At 33.7% G+C, this 22,610-nt stretch carries 17 protein-coding genes and 4 pseudogenes; 13 read left to right on the top strand and 8 right to left on the bottom strand.

The features are described 5' to 3' along the window. The 6 genes and pseudogenes from AC1RYN_RS15470 to AC1RYN_RS15445 form a co-directional block, all read right to left on the bottom strand. Positions 1 to 64: FAD-binding domain-containing protein (locus AC1RYN_RS15470; protein WP_481807668.1), on the bottom strand; the 64-nt coding region annotated here is incomplete at its 3' end. Between the two features lie 282 nt (positions 65 to 346). Next, positions 347 to 679, bottom strand: a complete 333-nt coding sequence (locus tag AC1RYN_RS15465; protein ID WP_481807666.1) for a hypothetical protein — start codon at positions 677 to 679, stop codon at positions 347 to 349. After that, positions 664 to 951, bottom strand: a complete 288-nt coding sequence (locus tag AC1RYN_RS15460; protein WP_481807665.1) for a deoxyribodipyrimidine photo-lyase — start codon at positions 949 to 951, stop codon at positions 664 to 666. Before AC1RYN_RS15460 ends, AC1RYN_RS15465 begins: the two co-directional genes overlap by 16 nt. Before the next feature lie 126 nt (positions 952 to 1,077). After that, complete coding sequence (locus tag AC1RYN_RS15455) at positions 1,078 to 1,671, bottom strand: flavin reductase family protein (protein WP_481807664.1); 594 nt, start codon at positions 1,669 to 1,671, stop codon at positions 1,078 to 1,080. 15 nt (positions 1,672 to 1,686) lie between these two features. Continuing rightward, a complete protein-coding gene (locus AC1RYN_RS15450; protein WP_481807663.1) occupies positions 1,687 to 2,013 on the bottom strand; it encodes a DUF2452 domain-containing protein in 327 nt (108 codons plus the stop codon). A 115-nt stretch (positions 2,014 to 2,128) separates the two neighbouring features. Beyond that, positions 2,129 to 2,434 (bottom strand): annotated as a pseudogene (locus tag AC1RYN_RS15445) (TIGR03643 family protein). A gap of 418 nt (positions 2,435 to 2,852) precedes the next feature. Here AC1RYN_RS15445 and AC1RYN_RS15440 point away from each other — a divergent pair. The 5 genes and pseudogenes from AC1RYN_RS15440 to AC1RYN_RS15420 all read left to right on the top strand — a co-directional run. After that, positions 2,853 to 3,520: pseudogene (locus AC1RYN_RS15440) on the top strand (IS6 family transposase). Positions 3,521 to 3,990: 470 nt separating this feature from the next. After that, positions 3,991 to 4,554 carry a Crp/Fnr family transcriptional regulator gene (locus tag AC1RYN_RS15435; RefSeq protein ID WP_481807662.1) on the top strand — a complete coding sequence of 188 codons (564 nt, stop codon included), beginning with the start codon at positions 3,991 to 3,993 and terminating at the stop codon, positions 4,552 to 4,554. Between the two features lie 145 nt (positions 4,555 to 4,699). Continuing rightward, the gene (locus AC1RYN_RS15430; RefSeq protein WP_481807661.1) at positions 4,700 to 5,089 is read left to right on the top strand and encodes a RidA family protein; all 390 of its coding nucleotides are present in this window, start codon (positions 4,700 to 4,702) and stop codon (positions 5,087 to 5,089) included. 303 nt (positions 5,090 to 5,392) lie between these two features. Further along, positions 5,393 to 5,491, top strand: a pseudogene (locus AC1RYN_RS15425) (transposase); the annotation flags it as partial. A 279-nt stretch (positions 5,492 to 5,770) separates the two neighbouring features. Next, a pseudogene (locus tag AC1RYN_RS15420) lies at positions 5,771 to 6,304 on the top strand (IS6 family transposase); the annotation flags it as partial. A gap of 126 nt (positions 6,305 to 6,430) precedes the next feature. Here the strand turns inward: AC1RYN_RS15420 and AC1RYN_RS15415 are convergent. Next, entirely contained in the window at positions 6,431 to 7,915 is a 1,485-nt protein-coding gene (locus AC1RYN_RS15415) for a hypothetical protein (protein WP_481807660.1), read from the bottom strand. 861 nt (positions 7,916 to 8,776) lie between these two features. Between AC1RYN_RS15415 and AC1RYN_RS15410 the strand changes: the two genes are divergently transcribed. From AC1RYN_RS15410 to AC1RYN_RS15375, 8 genes are all read left to right on the top strand, one after another. Further along, a complete protein-coding gene (locus tag AC1RYN_RS15410; RefSeq protein WP_481807659.1) occupies positions 8,777 to 12,667 on the top strand; it encodes a right-handed parallel beta-helix repeat-containing protein in 3,891 nt (1,296 codons plus the stop codon). 19 nt (positions 12,668 to 12,686) lie between these two features. Then, complete coding sequence (locus AC1RYN_RS15405) at positions 12,687 to 13,979, top strand: MBG domain-containing protein (protein ID WP_481807658.1); 1,293 nt, start codon at positions 12,687 to 12,689, stop codon at positions 13,977 to 13,979. A gap of 74 nt (positions 13,980 to 14,053) precedes the next feature. Next, positions 14,054 to 17,902, top strand: coding sequence for a YDG domain-containing protein (locus AC1RYN_RS15400; protein WP_481807657.1), 3,849 nt, complete (start codon positions 14,054 to 14,056; stop codon positions 17,900 to 17,902). Beyond that, on the top strand, positions 17,802 to 18,164 hold the full coding sequence (locus tag AC1RYN_RS15395; protein WP_481807656.1) for an MBG domain-containing protein: 363 nt from the start codon (positions 17,802 to 17,804) through the stop codon (positions 18,162 to 18,164). The genes AC1RYN_RS15400 and AC1RYN_RS15395 overlap by 101 nt, the downstream gene beginning before the upstream one ends. Next, on the top strand, positions 18,145 to 19,830 hold the full coding sequence (locus AC1RYN_RS15390; RefSeq protein ID WP_481807667.1) for an MBG domain-containing protein: 1,686 nt from the start codon (positions 18,145 to 18,147) through the stop codon (positions 19,828 to 19,830). The genes AC1RYN_RS15395 and AC1RYN_RS15390 overlap by 20 nt, the downstream gene beginning before the upstream one ends. A 68-nt stretch (positions 19,831 to 19,898) precedes the next feature. Next, positions 19,899 to 20,732, top strand: coding sequence for a hypothetical protein (locus AC1RYN_RS15385; RefSeq protein ID WP_481807655.1), 834 nt, complete (start codon positions 19,899 to 19,901; stop codon positions 20,730 to 20,732). A gap of 235 nt (positions 20,733 to 20,967) precedes the next feature. Further along, positions 20,968 to 21,633, top strand: coding sequence for an IS6 family transposase (locus AC1RYN_RS15380; RefSeq protein WP_481807654.1), 666 nt, complete (start codon positions 20,968 to 20,970; stop codon positions 21,631 to 21,633). 278 nt (positions 21,634 to 21,911) lie between these two features. Beyond that, on the top strand, positions 21,912 to 22,103 hold the full coding sequence (locus AC1RYN_RS15375) for a cold-shock protein (RefSeq protein ID WP_481807653.1): 192 nt from the start codon (positions 21,912 to 21,914) through the stop codon (positions 22,101 to 22,103). A gap of 285 nt (positions 22,104 to 22,388) precedes the next feature. Here AC1RYN_RS15375 and AC1RYN_RS15370 read toward each other — a convergent pair. Continuing rightward, positions 22,389 to 22,610: hypothetical protein (locus tag AC1RYN_RS15370; protein WP_481807652.1), on the bottom strand; the 222-nt coding region annotated here is incomplete at its 5' end.

Raw genomic sequence — 22,610 nt, 5'->3', positions numbered from 1 at the left:
TGGCCCGCATTCTAAAGTTGATATACCCCGTTTGAACTAAACATCTCATGCAGGCATCAACAATAGGAACTCCGGTTTTTCCTTCCTGCCAGGCTTTTATAAGATTTCATTTCTGGGTTTTACCAAGGCATCGTAAAACTGTATTTGTATTTTTAAATTCAATTTGACAGTCACTTTCAAATTTTTGCATAAAATGGCAATGCCGAATGCAGCCTGGAAAACAAAATTAAGAATGGCCTTTTATTGGGTGATGTTTGATAAAACTCATTGGTATATTGATAGACCATTCGCATACTTATGTTTCCGTAAGTTAAATAGGGAGATAAACGGCTGCAGCCTTTTCGGCTTAAACGGGTGTGGAGATGTGTCGGCTGCAATTTACGTGCCTCTCTTTTGCAAAACTTTCCAAATACCGCCAGGCCGAATATTCGCCGCCCTGTTGAAGAATTTTTATTTCGGTTTGTAATTTCATTCGAAATAATCTTCCTTTTAGTTTTTGATAAAAATCAGGATCTAAATTTTCAAATTTATAAGCATTCAGCTCAATCATTTTCGGAGTTGCGCGCATTGTTTCTCCCCAGGGCTTATCCCAATATTCACTTGACTTTAGCTTTCTAATTACACCATGGGAGCTGGAACTGTTTCCAAAGAATGCTATGATTATCAAAAAAGACTCCATGACAATATCCCTGTCAAAAGTAACCTTATTGCCATTTCCTGATGCGAAAACACACTTTGAATATTATAAAGACTGCATAGGTGCTCAAAAACAGTTGAAACTTCGTTATGAAAATAATAAATCTGCGTGTCAATTGACTTTAATTTAGACTGCATTTCCTGTAAGGATTCATAAACAAAGCGCCAATGACGTACATCAGAATCATCACAAGCCATTACTGAGGGCTCAAAAAAATAAACCAAAAGAACAGGAATATTTTCCTGTTGTGCCATAAAAAGAGGGTCGTGTATCTTGTAAAACGAAGATCACGTTTGAACCAGATAATATTTATCTTTTTTTTATTCAACTTTTAAGTAATGATGTAATTTTCTTATCAGGCTTTGCATAGCTTAACCGGTCTAATTGCAGGGTTTTATGATAGCTGTCCAGCCAGAACAGGTAAGGGTACCTGCTTTTTCTAAATTGACAAAACCATCATCAGACAAGCAGTCTTCGGGAATAAAAATCTGGACTATTTCACCGATAATCATAGTGGTATTATTGATCGAAATATCTATTTTTTCTTTAAATTCAATGCCTAACTGTATATTGCTTTGAAGCACAAAAGGAGCTGAGAAGTTATTTTTATATTCTGCAGTGAGTCCCGCAGCATCAAATTCTGAAATTTCTCTGCTATATCTCGCTGATGTCTGATGTGCCTTCTTGTAGATCTGTTCGTTGATATGATTAATGGTATAGAATCCTGTATCTATAATATTTCTCATAGTGTCCCGCTCCGGTGGACTTGGGCGAAAAATCATGCCTATTAATGGCGGATTGGCTCCAATATGAAAAAAAGAACTAAAAATCGATAAATTGGTCTTTCCCTCACTATCAGAAGTGCCAACCAAAGCCACACTTTTAAAACCGCCTAAACTGTTTATTAAATGCACAGCATTCTGTTTTTCCATTTTTTCCAGATCACTGGTTTTAAAATTTATTATGTTTTTCATTATCTTGGAGTTTTACTAAAAAATGGAACTTTTCAAATCAATGATAATCCATTTTTTATCACTGTTAAGTCTGAACGCCCCAATAATGTCCTTATTCCATTTTTGGTTGTTAGCTGGAGAGAAAATTAGAATTGTCTGCATCATCTTTGTATAAGTGGTATATTTCACCGACAATGGGTTCAAAGAAAATCTGGCATTGTACAGCAATTCATTCCACTGGAATTCCTGGATGAATTCCTGGTATTGCTTTTTCAGCTGATTGAATTTACTTTCAAATTCTTTGTTTACCTTATTTATGCCTGTATTTTTCCAGCCTGATAAATCATCTGTTTTGATTACCACCTGTGTGCACCAACACTTGTAGGATAAGGCAATAGCTTTGCATTATAACCATGCTGCTCAGAAAATACTACATTATCGGGTTTATTTTTTTTGATGAGTTCGTCGAATATTTTTATTAACGCTTAGAGATTTTATCACTTGAAATCGATCTTTGCCTGGTACATTTAAACCTGTCAATTCCTTCGGGCTCTCTTTGCAGCGTGTTTTGTTTTGCAGTTTTCAACCCTTTCACGCCACAATTTATAACTGCTGAATTTTAGCTCTTTTTTCATCAAAGCTTTCACATCGGCTTCGATAGATTAAATTGAAATTTTATCGCATCAAAAGGTGTTCGGTCTTCCCATGCCATTTCTATAATTCTATCGATCTGAACTTCATTCAATACTGCCTTATCGATTTGTACAATGATTGGCTTTATCATGTGTTTTGTTTAATGGTTATTAAATAACATTAAACAAAAGTAATGCTTTTACATTTATCAGAGAATTAAAATTGATTAATACATTTAATATAAACCAATAAATACTGTAATTTTAAAAATAAGGAGAAATTCTATTTTATGAAGTGATAAAAAATTCCACGAGAAGCCAATTCTTGAAATAAAGAATTTCAAAAGCTCCTAAGAATTTAATACTACCAAACCTGCTCTCTCCAAATCCAATTGCCCAGTGCTTTTATTAATTCCTAGTCTTTACCTTCGGATATAATTTTTCTTCTCACTAAGCTTTTTTGTATGACAAAATATTTATATGGTTATAAAACTTAGCCTAAATGTAATTGCTTGGTTCTGTCGCATCTGGGAATAACTTTTATCTTTAGAATTTTAAAGCGATCAAAAAATGAATACTAGAGGTCATTGTTATCCAAAATACATAATTCTTCAGGGCAGTATATTTCAAATTAAGATTTAGACTTAGTTACCGTGATGTTGAGGAAATAATGAAAATTAGAGGAGTGCTTGTGGATCATGCTACGATTCAGCGCTGGGTTTATAAGTTTACACCTTTGCTTGAGTCAGAGATGAAGAAGAGAAAAGGCAGCGTGGGAGGGAGCTGGAGATTAGATGGGACCTATATCAAAGTAAAAGGTATTTGGTGTTATTTATATAGAGCAGTAGATAAATTAGGCAATACAGTAGACTTTCTTTTGACCAGAAAAAGACAGAGAATCAGTGCTCAGTCATTTTCTAATTAAAGCAATTAGTAATAATTGCAGGCCAAGAGTAATAAACATTGATAAAAGCGGTTCTAATACTGCAGCGATCAAAGTATATAACAAACGTTCGTTGTCAAATATTAAAATCCGACAGTGTAAATATCTCAACAATATTGTCGAACAGGATCATCGTTTTATCAAATGGCGCATACAAAACGCATTAGGCTTTAAAAGTTTTGAATCGGCTAGGCGAACATTGAGCGGAATTGAAGTTGTGCATATGCTGAGAAAGAATCAGATGGTTAGACCAGGGATAACTATGTTTAAATCATTCTGTAAATTGGCAGGCTAACTTTTAAATTACTTAAATTCTTATATTTGATTCTGACAGATGCGACAGAACCAAAATAATTCCCATTGAGTGTTGTGTATCTGGTAGTATTTAAAAATCAGAATTATGAAAAAACTTTTTGCATTTTGTCTTTTAGTAACAATATCTTTGAGTTACGCGCAAGGACATCAATTAGGAGGTAAAGGGGGGTCAAAATTTTACTTTTCTATTTCACTACATTTTTAAGCTGGGTTTTAGAATTCGTAATCTGAAACATTACTCCGGATCATTATCCGGCTTCTTTTGTCCAGACCTTTACCTTGATTTTGATCTACTTCATTAGCACTCCTATTTTTTTTGTACTTTTGTTTTGGCTTAAATTCAGAAGCAAACTGAGGTCTTATGGCACTGCCTTTTATTGAGTTTATTGTTTGTATTTTAGCAAGAGGCAATGTTTTTAGACGGGCTGTTAGAAAAATAGAAGGCATTTTATGGAGGAAAAACTAAGAGAACATATAGAAAAAGTAGTACCACTCAGTGATGAGGAATTTGCCTTTATATCGACTCATTTTATGATCAAGAAGTTTAAGAAACACCAGTTTATTATCCAGAAGGGCGATCAGGTGAAATATTCTTACTTTGTAGTATCGGGGCTTTTAAAATTGGTTCATACAGATGATTCGGGAAAAGAACACATCATTTCCTTTGCAATGGAAGATTGGTGGGAAAGTGATTATTATGCCTTTTACACGCAGACTGAAGCAACCCTATCCTTGGAATGTTTGGAAGACACAGAAGTGCTCGGCCTTTCCTTCGAAAATTACCGAAAGCTATGTGATGGCCTTCAAAAGATGGAACGTTTCTTCCTCGAGAAATCGAGTTTTGGTTATATTGGAGCACAGCGACGCATATTGTCGCTGATTACCTCTAATGCAAAAGAACGCTATGAGCAATTGCTTAAACGATATCCTACTTTATTTCATCGCGTCCCAAAATCACTGATTGCTGCCTATCTGGGCGTGTCCAGAGAAACCCTGAGCAGATTTTCCCGTTAACCGAACAAAGTGACCTGGTGTGACAAACCTCACACCATAATCGTGAGTAATGTCATCTTCAAAATCCCTGCATTCCATGTAATTTTGGATCATTAATTAAATACAACCATGGACAATCCATGGCAACAGAAAATCCAAAAAAAGAATGGAAAAGAAAATCACCAATCCCTGGAAATGGCAAGATCAACTCAGTTTTGTACAAGCTGTAGAAGTAACACAAACACAAGGTACACTCTACGTTTCAGGACAAACAGCAATCAGCGCTGATGGAAAATCGAGTACTGGCGACATGAAAACACAATTGACTGGAGCCATACAAAATCTGGAACAAGTCATCCGCGAGGCTGGTTACGACTGCAAAAATATTGTGCACTTAAAGATCTACACCATCTCAGCTGCTGATCTTTGGCCCCAGTTCCCTATCCTTCAGGAGTGGATCGCCAAAAACGACATCAAACTCACGATGACTTTGTTAGAGGTAAAAGGTCTTTTTGAAACACTAACAGTGGAGCTGGAAGCTATAGCAGTAAAATAACCCTTCCTCAATTGCAATGAATCGGTTAAGGATCAATAGCGTCCTAAACACCACAAAAAAGAAGAGGCTGTCCGAAAAGTAAATTTCGGACAGTTTTTTTTGTTTTTTACATTGGTTTTACTTAATTTAAGTACTACAATCAATGATCATGCAGCTAGTTTTTAAACCACATTGGGTTCATCAGCAAGATCTTTTTCCATTGAATTTAAATGATCTGATCCCAGAGAATCATGCTGCCAGATTAATTGACAGCGTTGTTGAACAGCTAGAATTTTCCGATATTATACCATAGTTTAAAGGCAGGGAAGATCCAGCTATCATCCTAAGATGTTATTGAAAATATTGTTTTACGGATATCTCAACAATACGTATTCCAGCAGAAAGCTGGCCAGGGTAGATGAATTTTAATAAAAAAAATATTATTATCAAATAATAGATTTTTGGTGTGAGAGAAGATTTCCTGAAGTTGCTATTTAATTTCTATCGACAATGAAAATTAGGTTCTGTTGCATTTGAGAATAGCTTTTATCTTTGGAATTTAAACTCATCGAAAATGAATATGAAAGGTCATTGCTACCCTTAAAATATATTACAGGTAATATATTTTAAGGGTAGGTTTACATTAAGTTACCGGGATGCTCAAGAGATCATGAAAATGCGGGGTGACATGTTGATCATGCTACCATTCAAGGGTGGGTTTATAAGTTTACACCTTTGCTTGCCTCGGAGATCAAGCAGAGAAAGGGTAGCGTGGGAGGGAGCTGGAGATTAGATGAGACCTATATCAAAGTAAAAGGTATTTGGTGTTATTTATATAGAGCAGTAGATAAATTAGGCAATACAGTAGACTTTCTTTTGACCAGAAAAAGACAGAGAATGAGTGCTCAGTATTTTCTAATTAAAGCAATTAGTAACAACTGTAGACCAAGAGTAATAAACATTGATAAAAGCGGTTCTAATATTGCAGCGATCAAAGTATATAACAAACGTTCGTTCTCAAAGATTAAAATCCGAGAGTGTAAATATCTCAACAATATGGTAAAACAGGATCATCGTTTTATCAAATGGCGCATACAAAACGCATTAGGTTTTAAAAGTTTTGAATCGGCCAGAAGAACCTTGAGTGGAATTGAAGTTGTGTATATGCTGAGAAAGAATCAGATGGTTAGTCCAGGGATATCTATGTTTAAGTCATTCTGTAAATTAGCAGGCTAACTTTTAAATTACTTAAATTCTTATATTTGTTTCTGACAGATGCGATAGAACCACAATTAATCATGGTTTAATAAAATAGATGCGACAGAACCCAAATTATATTAAACAACATTTTTTAGCATAATTCTAATGATTATTCCCAATTATTTCAAATAATAAATCATGCTTATCACCTAATTTTTTTTTCAATCGCTGTTTACTTTTTTTAACAGCTTCAATAGTTATACCAAGTAAAGTTGACATTTCATAATTAGTAAATTCTAATTTTTGGAGCATTATTATTTTTAGATTAGATTCTTTTAGTTCAGGGAAATTTTCTGTTAAAGATTCATAAAATTCACGGTGTTGTTTTTTGAACTCCTGCTTAAAAGCACTCCAATTTTCATCAGTCATTAGATGAGAATTTAATATTTCCTGGAGTTTTCCTTTTTCTTCTTCTAAATGTTTTGAAGCAGCGCTCTTAACTTCTTCAAGTTCATTTTCCAGGATTGATATCTGTTTATTCTTGTTCTTAAGGTACTCAACATAAGTGTTTACATTTGAACTAACATCGTTAAGCTTCTTTTCAAAAAATAATCTGTCATTTTCAATTTTTATTCTTTTTACCTTTAATTTTTTGTTTAAAACAATATAGACAATCAAACATAATACAATAGTTAATACTAAAATTAGAATATAAATTTTCTTTGTTTTTTCTCCCTGTTCTAATTGCAATCGAATTTTTTCAGTTTCACTTTCATATTTTTTTTTCTGAATAATCCAATTAGATCTTCGCAGTACGGTGTTGCCATTTGTTTGAAGTAAATATTCTTCAATTTGCTTAAGCTGGCGTCTTAACAGTAATTCTTTTTCAGGATTTTTGCCATTTAAAATAATAAGTTTTAATTCAATTACTTCTTTTAATGAGCTCCTGTAATACGATTTAGAACTTGCAATTTCTCCAGCCTTTTCAAGATTTTTTTTAGTTTCAGTTGTATCTTTCAGCTTTAAAAGAATTTTAGCTAATAAAATTGAAGCATACATCTCATTCTTATCAATTTTAAACTTTTGAGAATAAGCAATATCTTGTTTTAAAAAATCTGCAGCTGTTTTTAGATTTCCTTTTTTTTCATATATTAGTGCTTTATCACCTAAGATTTTTGCATACCTGATAGTGTCACCTATTTTTAATGCGACGGCTTCAGATTTATTAAAGTATCGCATGGCATTTGCTAAATCTTTATTTCTAAGATAACAGTTGCCAATTGCATTCAAAACACCGGCAGATTCTGAAGAAGCCGTTTTAGTGTACTGTATTGATTTTTTTAAAAAATCAATAGCAGAATCATCTTCTACGGTAAACATGATGTAACCAAAAAATTTAAAAGTATCCTCTGGTAAAATAATTTCAGTAGGATTCAGTTTCTTCGTATCTTCAATTGTCTTGAGTACAATTGGAATTAGTTTATCTATCTCACAATAAAAATACAAGTATTTAGCATAATTTAATTGTGTCCAGACAAGGAGTGCAGGATCTTTTAGTTTTTGAGCTTCTTGAATTGATTTTAAAAAATAGCGATTACTTCTATTATTAATTCTGTCAAAAAAAGATGAATAACCGTTTGCTAACAAAGCATCGTATAAAACATGAAATCTTTTACTTGAAGATAGTTTTAAAAATGCTAATCTTCTTTTAAGTTCTAAAGTGTCTTTTTTAAAGTTGCTTCCTTGTTCTTGAATGATAATTGTTGCAATATTTTTATTTAAATCCGTAGAAGTATCTAATCGTTTTTGAGAATGCCCTTTTATAAAAAAAGGAATACAAATAACACATAAAACAAGCTATTTGTTTTTGTAAAAGAAGTCATGCAGGGGGGCTTAATAAGTTACAAAAGCACAAAAATACAAAATTTAGATACTTGCATACTCATTCTTTGTTGAAAAGACAGCTTGTTGACTAAAAATTAGTACCGTTTAAAAATGTCTCTTTTTTGTCCACCCCCTTAAATAGGCTTATAATGAAGATATATATAATTTTGAACTTAGATTGAGCTGTTCTTTTTTGATCTCATTTGTATAAACGAAATAAATTAAATCCTACTTGAAAAAAATCTACTTACCGTTATTTTTGATGCTCTTTAGTTCATCTATAATTTCTCAAAAACCAAATATTTCATGTTTTGAAGATATTGGCGATTCTGTGACTTCTTTTAAAGCTTCTGGGAAAACATTAAGGTGAGATAAAGGAATATTTAAAATGAAAACCAGACAGACTTATGAGTTTACAAAAAATCAAATATTTAAACTTTGTAATGGTAGCGTTATTTTTAAATTTCCAAGCTACATTAAGTAACGAACAAATATAAATATCAAGTTTATGAAAAAATTGCCTTTTCATTAAATGTCTCAAGAATCTAAAGCTTGAACTAACCCTGTCAAAATAGGTTCAAAATTACCTAAATTATATAAATCAATTTTATTACTTACTTTTTTATGGAAAAAAAATACTTGTTGACTTTGAAGTCTTTAGTCTTTGTATGGTATCTTTATTTACAGAAAACTAAAACTCTTAAACTTTTTAAAAAGCAACTCACTCTATCCAGATACCCACTTTTAATTAGTTTCTTTTTATTTACTATTTTATTGCAATCTCAAACAATAAAATATGTAACGGTAAATGGTTCTGGAAATAAAGATGGAAGTTCATGGGGTAACGCTTCTGAGAACTTACAGAAAATGATTAGTTCATCTAGCGCTGATACACAAATATGGATCGCTAAAGGAACATACACTCCTAAAATAGCTTTAGCGCCTAACAAAAATACACAGGATAGGAATAACACTTTTGGTTTAAAAAAGGATGTAAAATTATATGGAGGTTTTAGTGGTAACGAAACCAGTCTTTCACAAAGAAATTTCACAGGAAATGAAACTATTCTTAGTGGTAATTTAGGTGGTGGAAAATATGCGCATCATGTGGTACTTATTCATGCTCTTGAGGCGAATGAGAATTATTACTTAGACGGCTTAACCATTAGTGACGGAAAGTGTGATTTAATTGAATATTACATGATATCAGAAGTAACGAAAGGTATGTCTGCTAACGATAAAATTCAGGACAGTTACCCAGACTGGTTTGTATCCATGTCCGAAAGTCCTTATTACAACTATACTTCTATGGGTTTGCAACTTTTAGGAAAGCCAGGCTTACCTGGGGTTATGTCTGTTCCAGGAGGTAATATACGAACGACAGAAATATTAAATACATCTTACCCTAAAAGTAATGGAGGGGGGATTTTGAATGTTAAAGGAGTTTTAACCTTAAATGACGTAACCTTTAGAAATAATAGTGGCGATTATGGTGCTGCTATCAGTTTACAAGATGAGGCCCACGCCACACTGACGAACTGTAATTTCATCAATAACAGATCTGATGACCATGGAGGAGCCATAACTGCCAGTAAAAGTTATTTAACAATTACAGGCGGTAATTTTACTGATAATACTTCAAATATGGGAGCCGCTATTGCCGACTTGGGCGGAAGATCATTAAATCTTAAAAATGTTTCATTTGTTGGTAATAACACGGCAAAAGTTAAGCAACCTTATAGATATGGAGGTGCTATTTATATAGAGCATGTGACCCAGGATCTTGCACAAATAAGAAACATTGATAACTGTACATTTACGAATAATAGTGCAGATTATGGAGGTGCTATTTATGCAGATGATAAAATCAGGAATCTTAAGGTAACTAATTCTACATTCACAGGAAATAGTTCTTTAATGGACTCTAAAGATACAGCTTTTGGAGGAGGAGGAGCAATTATGCTTCTTAGGGTTATAGATGCTCAGATTCAAGGAAATACTTTTAATAACAACAATGCACTTAAAGGTTTAGGCGGTGCTTTGCTGGTAATGGAGACAAATGGTGTTAAATTTGTAAATAATACCGTTTCTGGGAGTACCTCGTGGTTAGGAGGAGCTATATGTTTATCTGAAAATAAAAATATTGTTACAATTAGTGGCAATAGATTTACAGAAAATAGTGTTACACAATCTAATGCATTCTCTGTTTCTGGAATAGGTGGTGCTATAACGTCTATCAAAGACAATAATGTTCAGATTTCTACTAATACATTCACAAGAAATACCGCTGCCAAACAAGGAGGAGGCATTTATTTTGAAACGTATACAGTTAATTCAGTTATTAATGGTAATACTTTTGATACTAATAGTTCAAATAAATACGGTGGAGCACTATATGCTGTTTCCTTGGCTAATAATACGTTAACGATCAACAACAATACTTTTGATAATAACAGCGCTGTTGAGAGAGGTGGCGGAATATTATTAAGTAATACAATTACAGCAAATGTGCACAATAATTTATTTACAAGAAATCGCTCCAATTTTGGAGCTGTAGTAGATTTTGAAAGTTCCGGAACTAACCACTTTTTTAGTAATACTGTTAGGAGCAATACGGGAGTCGACACTGCGACACAAACAGGTAGTGTCATTTCTGCATTTGATGGGGTAAATAAATTATATAACAATATTTTTACCAAAAACGAAAACTATACCGCTATTCTATATCTAGATTCTACAGTTGAATTTGTAAATAATACTGTTTGGAATGAAGGTGGATATGGTATTTATATGGCTGGCAGATCTGCTAAGGTGTATAACAATATTTTAGAGGAGCTTGGTGGTTCCAGTACTGCGATTGATGTTCGAAATAATTCTTTTAAGAATGATTATGAGAATAGATTTGTAAATAAAAATAATAACATACGTGAAACCAACGTGTATTTTACTGATGTTGCTAATAATAATTTTAATCTCACAGGATGTAGTCCTATCATAAACAGAGGTAATAATTTCTTATACGCCAGTGATTATGCCAACACCGATTTTGCAGGTCAAAATAGAAAAGTAAGTACAATTGATATTGGTGCATACGAAAATGAATTAGGTGTTTCCGGTAAAATCATGCCAACCGTTGCTTCAATGCAATCTTTTTGCAGTCAGGATGTCATCGTAAATGATTTATTAGTAACCGGTGTCAATGTAAAATGGTACAGTCAGCCATCAGGAGGTAGTTCATTAGCCAGTAATACAACTTTAATTTCTGGTAACACTTATTATGCAAGTCAAATTGTTAATGGTTGTGAAAGCGACAGAGCAAGCGTTGTAGTATCTATAAATTCTACAGAGGCACCAACTGCAGTATCTCCACAAAATTTTATAATTGGTCAGCCTGGAGCTAAAATTGTGATAAATGGCAGTAATTTAAAATGGTATACGCAGGAAGTAGGTGGAAAAGCACTAGCAGCAATTCCATCTCTAAATATGTCCACCGAAAATTCGGCCACTTATTGGGTTAGCCAAACCAGCGCTAATAATTGTGAAAGTGCCAGAACTAAAATTGTGGTTAATGTAACCAAAATACCACTCGTAATAAAAGCTGTCAATAAAGTGAAGGTATACGATGGAAGTGTTTATGGAAATAATAATTATAACATAACTTATTCTGGCTTTGAGTCGGGAGATAATCAATCGAATAGTATATCCGGTTCTATATCCTTCAACGGTGATGCAACTACAGCTACTGAACCGGGAATTTACAGAATTATTCCTCAGGGAATTACTTCTAGTAAATACACTGTTTTGTATGAAGAAGCAACCTTAGAAATTAAATCGAATTTAATATTAACAGATAACATTTTATATGTAAAGCAAAACGGAAGAGGTGATGGTTCTTCCTGGAGTAGTGCCTTGAATAATTTAGAGCTTGCTTTAATAAGAGCTTCTAATATTAACTCCGTTCATACTGCTGATAGTGATCCTAAGAAAGTTAAAAAAATATTTGTAACTAAAGGAACCTATCAATTGGCCTCAGGGAAGTCCTATGTAATGCCTAAAGACGTAGAGATTTATGGAGGTTTTGATCCTGATAATGCAATCACAAACTTGACACATCAACGAATTACAGGTGATGTCATCGGAGGAAGTATCTTAAGAGGTAATAATGCCCCAGTAATTAAAAATGATGACAATAGCTTAACCAGTACTGCTGTTTTAAACGGTTTTACCATTACAAACGGTAATGCAAATAATGGGGGTGGTGTATATAATAAAAAAGTAGCTGCAAAATTTGAAAATTGTATTATAAAATCTAATACCGCTAGTGTTAATGGGGGTGGCGTATACAATGAAAATGCTAATACAACATGGATTAACTGTTTGGTTATCAGTAATAATGCGGCTAACGGAGCCTCTATGTACAACAATGCATCCTTACCTACGATACTCAATGCAACAATAGCTGATAATACAGGCGCACAAGGGGCAGCATTGTATAATACAAATGGTTCTTCTTAGAATTATAAATTCTGTTAGTGTGAAGAACACCTCAAATATTGTTAACGATAGCAGTAGTCCTGCTTATGAAAATAGTTTAATTCAGGGTATAAATAATATTACCAGCAGTACTCCTGTTTTTGACGTGAGTTATTCTTTAATAACAGGTAGTTCTGCTATAAATGGTGGAGATAATACTCCAGCCAACATAACTTTACCTGCCAAAGATTTAACAGGTAAAACTCGTATTATCGATTCTAATGTTGATGTAGGGGCATTCGAGAAAATTAGACCTCAAACAATAACCGCTAGTGCTATTACAAAAGCATATGGAGATGAACCGTTCATACACGGAACCGCATCAAGCGGATTGCCACTGGAATTTACCGCTTCTAGTGACAATACTGTGGCTATAATAGAAAATGGTAAAATCAAAATAGTAAATGTTGGAACTGCTATTATTACAGTCAATCAATCCGGAAATGATAACGAATACGATGCTGTTACTGCCACTTTCACATTAACCGTAGGAAAAAAAATCTTAACTGTAAAAGCTGATGATAAATTTAAAGTGCAAGATAATACAGTATTTAGTGGGTTCTCTGTTTCGTACACCGGATTTGTTTCAGGAGATACACCACAAAATAGTTTAAGTGGAAATTTGGTATTCAGCGGCTCTGCTACTACTGCAACTACGAGTGGTCTTAATTATACAATAATTCCTTCGGGTTATACATCTGCAAAGTATGAAATTGTTTATGCAAAGGGTTCTTTAACAATTAATCCAGATATAACATTAATTGATGGCACGCTATACGTTAAAAAAGGGGCTACGGGTAACGGCACATCTTGGAATAATGCCTTAGGAGAGCTTAGAGATGCGTTGGATATTGTAAGAATAATTAATAGAAATCAAACAACTATAGCAACAAAAATATTTGTATCTGTAGGGTCATATTCATCTAATACTGAACAGTCTTTCACCATGTTTAAAGGAGTGAGTATATATGGTGGTTTCGATCCTGAAAATGGCATTGAAGCACTTTCGCATAAAAGGAAATTTGGTCAAAGTGTACTGCATCCTGGAAGCAATGCAATTAGTGTAATATCAAATAATGATAATGGATTAACAAATGCAGATGTTATCGATGGATTCACAATAGGAGGTTCTAATTCGTCTAACTTAGGTTCAGGGGGAGGAATTTATAATAAAAACAGTTCTCCTACTATAATAAATTGTATAATTAAAGATAATGCATTGTACCCTTTAGTTTTAATATTTCGACACGTGGCGGAGGAATATATAATGAAAACAGTAGTCCGGTATTTATAAACTGTATTATTCAAAATAATACAGTTGGAGTAGAACGAAGTAGAATCAATTAGGCTTTGGCGCGGCTATGTACAATGGTTCAAATAGTAATCCAAAGCTATATAAATAGTACAATCTATTTTAATTATTCTAAATCTTTAAACAATTCTAATGCTCCTGCTATTGCAAATGACGGTAGCTCTACAACCACTTTGTACAACTCCATATATATGAATAATAACAAAGGAGTTTCCAGCGGCATCACAGCATACAATAGTATTGTTCAACGAGATGATAACATAGGACAAGGTATTTATAATAATAGCCAAACCGTTGTTGCTTTAGGTGATATTTTTGAAGGAAATACTACAGCGCTGAAAGTAGATAGTTTTGCAAAAGACAAAGGAAGTGCTTCGTATTACACATTTAATAGTCTTTCAGTTTACGATATTAAGGGACATAATCGTTTTGCAGGAACTATTGATATTGGTGCAGAAGAATTACGCAAAACTCAAAATATTACAGCCAGTAATTTAACAAAGACTTATGGTGACGTAGACTTTATTCATCCAACTATTACAGTAAATAGTAATTTGCCACTATCGTATAATAGTAGTAGTAATGCTACAGTCGCAACTATTGTTTCGGGGCAAATTCATATTCTTACGGCAGGAACTACAACAATTACAGTTGCTCAAAGCGGTAATGAAGAGTATGCTCCTACAGTTACTACCTTCGTTTTAACGGTAGAAAAAGCAACTCTGATAGTAAGAGCAAACGATAAGAGTAAACTTGCGAATAACTTACTTTTTCCAGCGGTAAATTATGATGTAAGTTATACTGGTTTTGTTTACGGTGATGATAGGTCGAAATTGACAGGGTCAGTAACTTATTCGGGTAGTGCCGTAAGTAAATCAGAAATTGGAGTTTACACGAATGGTATTATGCCAGCCGGATTGTCTGGTGTCAATTATAACATAACATACGAGCCAGGAACTTTAAAAATTTTACCTAATACTACCCTCAAAAACAATATACTCTATGTGAAACAAGGTACTGTAGGAGGTGATGGTTCTACCTGGGAACTCGCTTTAGATGATTTGTCTTTAGCTCTAAAACATGCTAGCATACTTAATAGTCATGTAGCGGGCACGGTAAATAAGATCTATGTGGCAAAAGGAACCTACACTCCAAAATACAGTTTAAGAGATAATTCTAATTTTATTGATGAAGGCAGAGATAATAGCTTTTTATTATTTGATGGAATAAAACTTTATGGAGGCTTTGATGGAAGTATTGCCAATGAGACTCTTGCCGACAGACGTATTTCAGAAAACAAAACTATTTTGGACGGTCAGTCTATAATTAATCATATAATTACTGTTGTTAATTCAACTGGTAATTATGAGATAGATGGTTTTACTATATCAAAAGGTGCAGCAGCGAGTGCAGCACATGCAGCAGAAGGTAGTTTACTAGTAAACGGAAAGTATATTACTAGAGAATATGGAGGAGCGATACGTGCAGATAATTCAAACATTACTATAAAAAACTGTATTATCGCCGAGAACTCTGCGGGACATCGAGCTGGTGCTGTTTACATTACAGATAATTCTAATGTTATATTATATAATACACTCTTTTACGGTAATTCAGCTTATCACCATGGTGCAATAGGTTCCTCAATGGGTATATATAATTCCAATGCAAAAATTGTTAATACTACTTTTGGAGATATTGATGGTGACTCACCCCATATTTTTACTGATGGGACTTCTAATTTAGAAGTGCTTAATACTGTTTTTCAAAATAACCCCAATATTACTGATATTGAAAGGACAGGAGGTACAGTTACAATTAAAAACTCATTACTGTCTAGGGCTAAGTCTCAATATACCGCAATGACATTAGCTAATAATTTCTATGCAATACCTGCTGATTTTATTGATATATTTATAAATAATTTTAATTTAAAATCTACGTCCCTAGCGATCAACAAAGGCGATAACTCCCTATATGATGCAGGAATTGGAGGTAATAAAGATATTGCAAATACCAATCGTTTTCTTAACACCACTATAGATATGGGTTGTTATGAGTCCAAAATAGTACAGACGATTAATGTTGATGATGTCACTAAAAAATATACTGATGCTGACTTTGTAATAGGAAGCGCATCAAGTGGCTTGTTATCGCTTGCCTATAGTAGTGATAATAAAAATGTGGCTTACATAACAAAAGATAATAAAATTCATATTGTAGGGGTTGGTCAAACTACGATAACTGTGACTCAAAGTGGAAATGAAACATATGCTTCTGCAACTAACAGTTTTATACTAACAGTTGAAAAAGGAGATTTCACCGCTACTTTAGAACCAAAAACATATACATATGATGGTGCTGCAAAATATCTTAACGTTATAGGTTTACCTGCAGGAGCCAGTGTATTGTATGAAGGTAATGGACAAATTAATGCAGGACAATATGTTGTTAATGCCTTAATCAACGGAGGTGAATATTACAATGATATTACAATATCTAATACACTCACCATTAACAAAAAAGACCTCTCAGATATTTCATTTAATGAAAGATCGTTTGTTTATGATGGTTATGATAAACATCCGGAGGTATCTGGAATGCTACCAGAAGGGGTAAATGTAGTATATTCAAATATCCAAAAGAATGCGGGTACTTATAGTAACGTAAAAGTATCAATTTCAAGTGATAACTATAATTTACTTGAATTAACAACTTCAATGACTATTACTAAAACGAATCTGCCAGATGGACTATTTTTACTAGAAAAAGAAGCAGTTTATGATGGCACTCCTAAGAGATTATCGCTTGAAGCAATTCTTCCAGAAGGAGTTACAATGTCGTATGAAAATAATGACAATGTCAATGTTGGGTCTTATAATGTGACGGTAAATATTAATGGAGGTACCAATTATAATGATAAACAACTCGTTGCGAAAATAACCATTCTAAAAGGGAATTTAGATACCGATTTTGTTTTAGCATCTGATACATTTACGTATGATGGAACTGAAAAATCAATAGCGATAGTGGGTGCCCTTCCGCCTCAGGTAACTGTAAATTATACAAACAATAACCAAAAAGTAGTGGGCAAATATAAGGTATACGCTGTAATCAGTAAACCAAATTATAATGATAAAATAGTAGAAGGAGATTTAATCATAATTCCGAAATCTATAGATGTTACATTACAAGGACAGCTGTCAAAAACCTATAACGCTGACCCTTTTATAGCATTAGAATCTACTAATTTTGCTTTACAGGGTGTTGTTGAAGGTGATAATGTTGTCTTACTTAATCCGGTTGTGGGGCAGTTAAACAATAAAAATGTACAAGTAAATAAACCAGTAACCATTACTGATTTAAGGATTTCCGGATCAGATGCTAAAAACTATGAGTTAAGCACTACGTCTGTAATTGCTAACATAGCAACAGTAACACTTAAAGAAATAGAAGTTTCGTTAGTAGGAAATGTTACTAAAACTTTTGAAGGCTCAACTGATGCTTCCTTATCTGGTGATAATTTTGAACTCGACGGAGTTTTAGAACATGATATTGTAAGCTTAAATTATCCTTCAATTGGAAGTTATGATACCAATGGTATCGGAACTAATAAAACGGTAACAGTTAATAACCTGTCCATTACTGGTGATGATGCATTAAATTATAGTTTAAATGCGCAAACATTATCGGCACAAATAGGTAAAATTACTGCTAAATCAATAACAGTAACAGCCGATGCTTCACAAACAAAAGTGTATGGTGATGCTGAACCCGTTTTGAGCTACACATTTATACCCAGTCTTGATAAGTGGAGATTCATTTACAGGAACTTTACAAAGAGCAGCAGGAGAAAACATCGGAACGTATGCGATCACACAGGGGACATTGAGTGCAGGTACTAATTATAGTCTTAACTATGTAGGTGCTGATTTTGAAATTACAGCAAAACCAATCACTGTAACGGCTGATGCTTCTCAAACAAAGGTGTATGGAGCAGCAGATCCTGCTCTTACATACGCAGTTTCACCAGACTTAGTTGGAAATGATACTATCTTGGGTACTTTAGAAAGAGTAACTGGCGAGAATATCGGAACGTATGCAATAGCACGGGAACACTTACTGCAGGTAACAACTATGCCATTACATATACTGGGACAGATTTGAAATTACTTCCAAAATAATCTCAGTTACTGCTGATTCACAAACAAAAGTATATGGAGAGGCTGATTCAGCTTTGACTTATTCATTCGCACCAGGTTTAGAAAGCGGAGACTCCTTCACAGGAACTTTAGAAAGAGTAGCTGGAGAAAATGTAGGAACTTATACAATTGCACAAGGAAGTTTAGGTGCAGGATCTAATTACAGGATTAATTATGTAAGTGAAGATTATACTATCACAGCAAAACCGATTACAGTAACTGTTGATGTTTCTCAAAAAAAAGTGTATGGTTCAGTTGAGCCTGTTTTGACATCAACTGTTTTACCAGCCTTGATAGGAACTGATACTTTCACAGGAAGTATATCCAGAGCAATTGGAGAGAATGCAGGTTCTTATGCTATTGGAGAAGGAGATTTGAGCGCAGGATCTAATTATAATATTACTTTCGAAAGTAACGATTTTGAAATTACACCAAAAGAAATCACCGTAACGGCTAAGACTGCTCAAAACAAAGTTTACGGAGTAGCAGATCCTGTTATAATGTATACTGCAAGCGAAACCTTGTTAACTGGAAATGCTTTTAGCGGTAGTTTAAACAGAGCAAATGGTGAGAACGTTGGAAATTACGATTATACTATTGGAAGTTTATCAGCAGGAGCCAACTATGCTTTAACTTTGATTACATCAGACACTTTTGAAATTACAGTAAAACCAATCACTGTAGCGGCAGATGCTTCTCAAACAAAAGTGTACGGAACAACCGATCGTGCTCTTACATACTCAGTTGCACCAGCTTTAGTTGGAAATGATACTTTCACTGGCGTTTTAGAAAGAGCAATTGGAGAGAATGTCGGAACGTATGCAATAGCACAGGGAACACTTACTGCAGGTGCCAACTATGATATTACATATACTGGAATAGATTTTGAAATTACCAAAGCAGATCAGCTAATAACCTGGAATCAAACTTTGGTTTCGAATTGTGACGGAGAAATTACAAGCGTTTTAACGGCAACTTCAAATAGCGGTTTATCTATAAGTTATAACTCCTCTAATTTGAATGTGGCAGAAATTTCGAATGATGAATTAATCTTTAACAATCCTGGTTCAGCAACTGTTACGGCTTCGCAAGCGGGTAATATCAATTACAATGCCGCTGAAGCTATATCATTGCCAGTTTTATATAGCCAGCCCAATTTAATTAGACAACAGTTTGAGGATGTGATTTTCTTTGACAACAGTTCAAAAGAATTTAAATTCTATACTTGGTACAAAGACGGAGTTTTGGTTCCAGGTCAAACTTTGCAGTATTATAAAGAAACCGGAGGTTTAAATGGAACTTATCACGCAGTTGCTACCAAATTAGACGGTACTTTAATCAGTTCCTGCTCATTAACCATATTTTCAAAGCGAACATTTGACACGGTTAAAATTTTCCCTAATCCGGTTAGAAGCAATGAAAGTTATCGGTTGATTACTAATATAGAGGCTGACAGAATGCTAAATGCACGTATTGAAGTATTTAGTTTAAATGGATCGTTGGTAGATCAGAAAAGAACTAATGAAGGTGAAACTACTTTACAAGCACCCAATGCTGAAGGGGTCTATATCGTGATAATCACTTTGACAAATGGTAAAATGTTTTCAAAAAACCTTTTAGTGAGAAACTAAATAACAGAAGAGTATGAAATCCCCATTCTTTATAATGGGGATGGATTATTCTGGTAAAAATAACATATATGAAATTTAATAGTAAACACATACTAAGTATTATATTAATTCTATTCTCTACAGTTGCTAGTGCTCAATTTTACGTAGGTTTACAAACAGGAGCGGCCCTTCTTGAAAGTAATGTAAAAGGAACAGTAGCAGGAACTACAATAGGAGGAGCTGTAAAAGCAGGATATATATATTCTTTTACAAAAAACATCGGAGTTGGATCAGGACTAGAATTGTCGCAATACAAACAGGAAGTGTTTTTGATTTCCAATTCGAGCATGCTAACTAACTATGAAGTAGATGCTGCTGGTTCGGCATTTATTTATAAAGTTACAACGAATAATTATCAAGAAAAACAAATATTGCATGCCGTTCAGATTCCGCTTTTTATACAAATTAAAACCAACATCAATGTAGGAATTGATTTTAATTTTAGAGCAGGAGTAAAGTATTTTTTACCTGTTAGTTATAAAATAAAAGCGACTGCAGATAAGGCAGTTGGTACAGCTTATTACCCTGATTTTAATCTGACAATTGATAATTTACCTGAGTATGGAATAGGGTCACAAAGTAGTTTTTCAGCAGATGGAAAATATAAAACAAAAGGAATTTTAATGAGTTTTTTTGAGTTCGGATTTACATTTGATATAGGTAAAAAGAATGCTTTATATGTAGCGATGTTTCTCGAAAATGGATACGGAACAATACTTGACCAAGAAAAAAAACAGTCTTATGTAGGTTACAATCCAACATCAGCTACCGATAGAAAAGCGAATGGTTTGTACAGTACTGAACAAAATAATAAAATCACGCCAGTAGCATTTGGTTTGACGTTAGGATGGAATTTTAAATGATTTTATTCTTAAAGAAAAGATGGTTATAGGACAGCCTAGTGCGCCACAATAGTCTTATCTAATTTTTACAATTTTCATAAAATTTAGAAACAGACTAAAAAGGATAACCTGCAAATTTATTTGCAGGTTATCCTTTTTAAAACTTGTGAAAAACTATTTTTGTAATACTTAAATACTTAGGTTCTGTCGCATCTGGGAATATCTTTTATCTTTAGAATTTTAAAGCGATCAAAAGATGAATACTAGAGGTCATTGTTATCCAAAATACATAATTATTCATGTAGTTTATTTCAAATTAAGATTTACAGGTAGTTACCGTGATGTTGAGGAAATAATGAAAATTACAGGAGTGCTTGTGGATCATGCTACGATTCAGCGCTGGGTATATAAGTTTATGCCTTTCATTGAGGCAGAGATGAAGAATAGAAAAGCCAGAGTGAGGAAGAGTTGGAGAATGGATGAGACGTATATTAAAGTAAAAGGAATTTGGTGTTATTTATATAGGGCAGTAGATAGATCAGGCAATACGGTTGACTTCCTTCTGACCATAAAAAGACAAAGAATGAGTGCTCAGTCTTTTCTAATTAAAGCAATTAGTAACAACTGCAGACCAAGAGTAATAAACATTGATAAAAGCGGTTCTAATACTGGAGCGATCAAAGTATATAACAAATGTTCGTTCTCAAAGATTAAAATCCGACAGTGTAAATATCTCAACAATATTGTCGAACAGGACCATAGTTTCATCAAGTGGCGCATACAAAACGGATTAAGTTTTAAAAATTTTGAATCGGCCAAACGAACCTTGCGTGGAATTGAAGTTGTGAATATGCTGAGAAAGAATCAAATGGTTAGTTTAGGGATAACTATGTTTAAATCATTTTGTAAATTAGCAGGCTAACTTTTAAATTACTTAAATTCTTATATTTGATTCTGACAGATGCGACAGAACCTTTTATTGTCCCTGCTATATAATTAAAACGTAGCAGAAATGATTTGTTGCGGTAGCTATGCCTCTATTACCAACAAACTCATCGTTTTATCATGAGGAGGAGCAGGATATCTTATTGAGGTAAACCCCGGTACACAATTCTATCCATTATAAAAATAAAATAAAAAACTCAAATTCAGTCAGTTCTAATTTAATAAAGCTATCTTTGAGCAATTAAATACATTAAAATGCAAGAAGGTACAGTAAAATTTTTCAATGAAGAAAAAGGGTTCGGATTCATAACTCCTAATAATGGAGGAGCCGAAGTTTTTGTTCATGCTTCAGGTCTGTCGGAAAACATCCGTGAAAACGATGCAGTACGATATGACGTAGAAGAAGGCCGTAAAGGTCCAAACGCAGTAAACGTAGTCGTAGCATAACCATACTATCACAGTTAACTTATAAAGGCACCTCTAATAGGGTGCCTTTTTTGTTTATATAATATATTCGAACCTAAATTTCTCTAGGTGTTGATTTTGCTGGTTTTCTATTATTTAAAAACTCCATGTGCCACGATTCTGGCACAAAACTTAAAGTGGTGAAATATCTTTAAAAAACACCTAAACTTTTTTGGAAAAAAAATAGCTACTGGTGAGATAAAAAACTAACTTAAGTTTCTCCTAAAAACAGCTTTGCTATCTTTTTCGGAGAATTTTAGTGAACTCTTAAAGGGTGAAATAAATGATACGCTTCTGATTTCTATTGCTCTTTGGAAGATAATTTATATAACCGTAATCATTTAGGTCTCTGATACAGCTATGGTAGGTAACAGGGCCGCTTATTTTAGCAATCTTCATAATTTCATGTCTATATGCTTTAATAGGATTAATATAACCTGCAGCAGTTCTGAATTGAAGCAGTGCCGCAAAAATTCCAATAGGGGTGAT

Source organism: Flavobacterium sp. TC780, assembly GCF_056783245.1.
The sequence above is the reverse complement of the archived record's forward strand: the minus strand, read 5'-3'. Positions and strand labels throughout refer to the sequence as shown.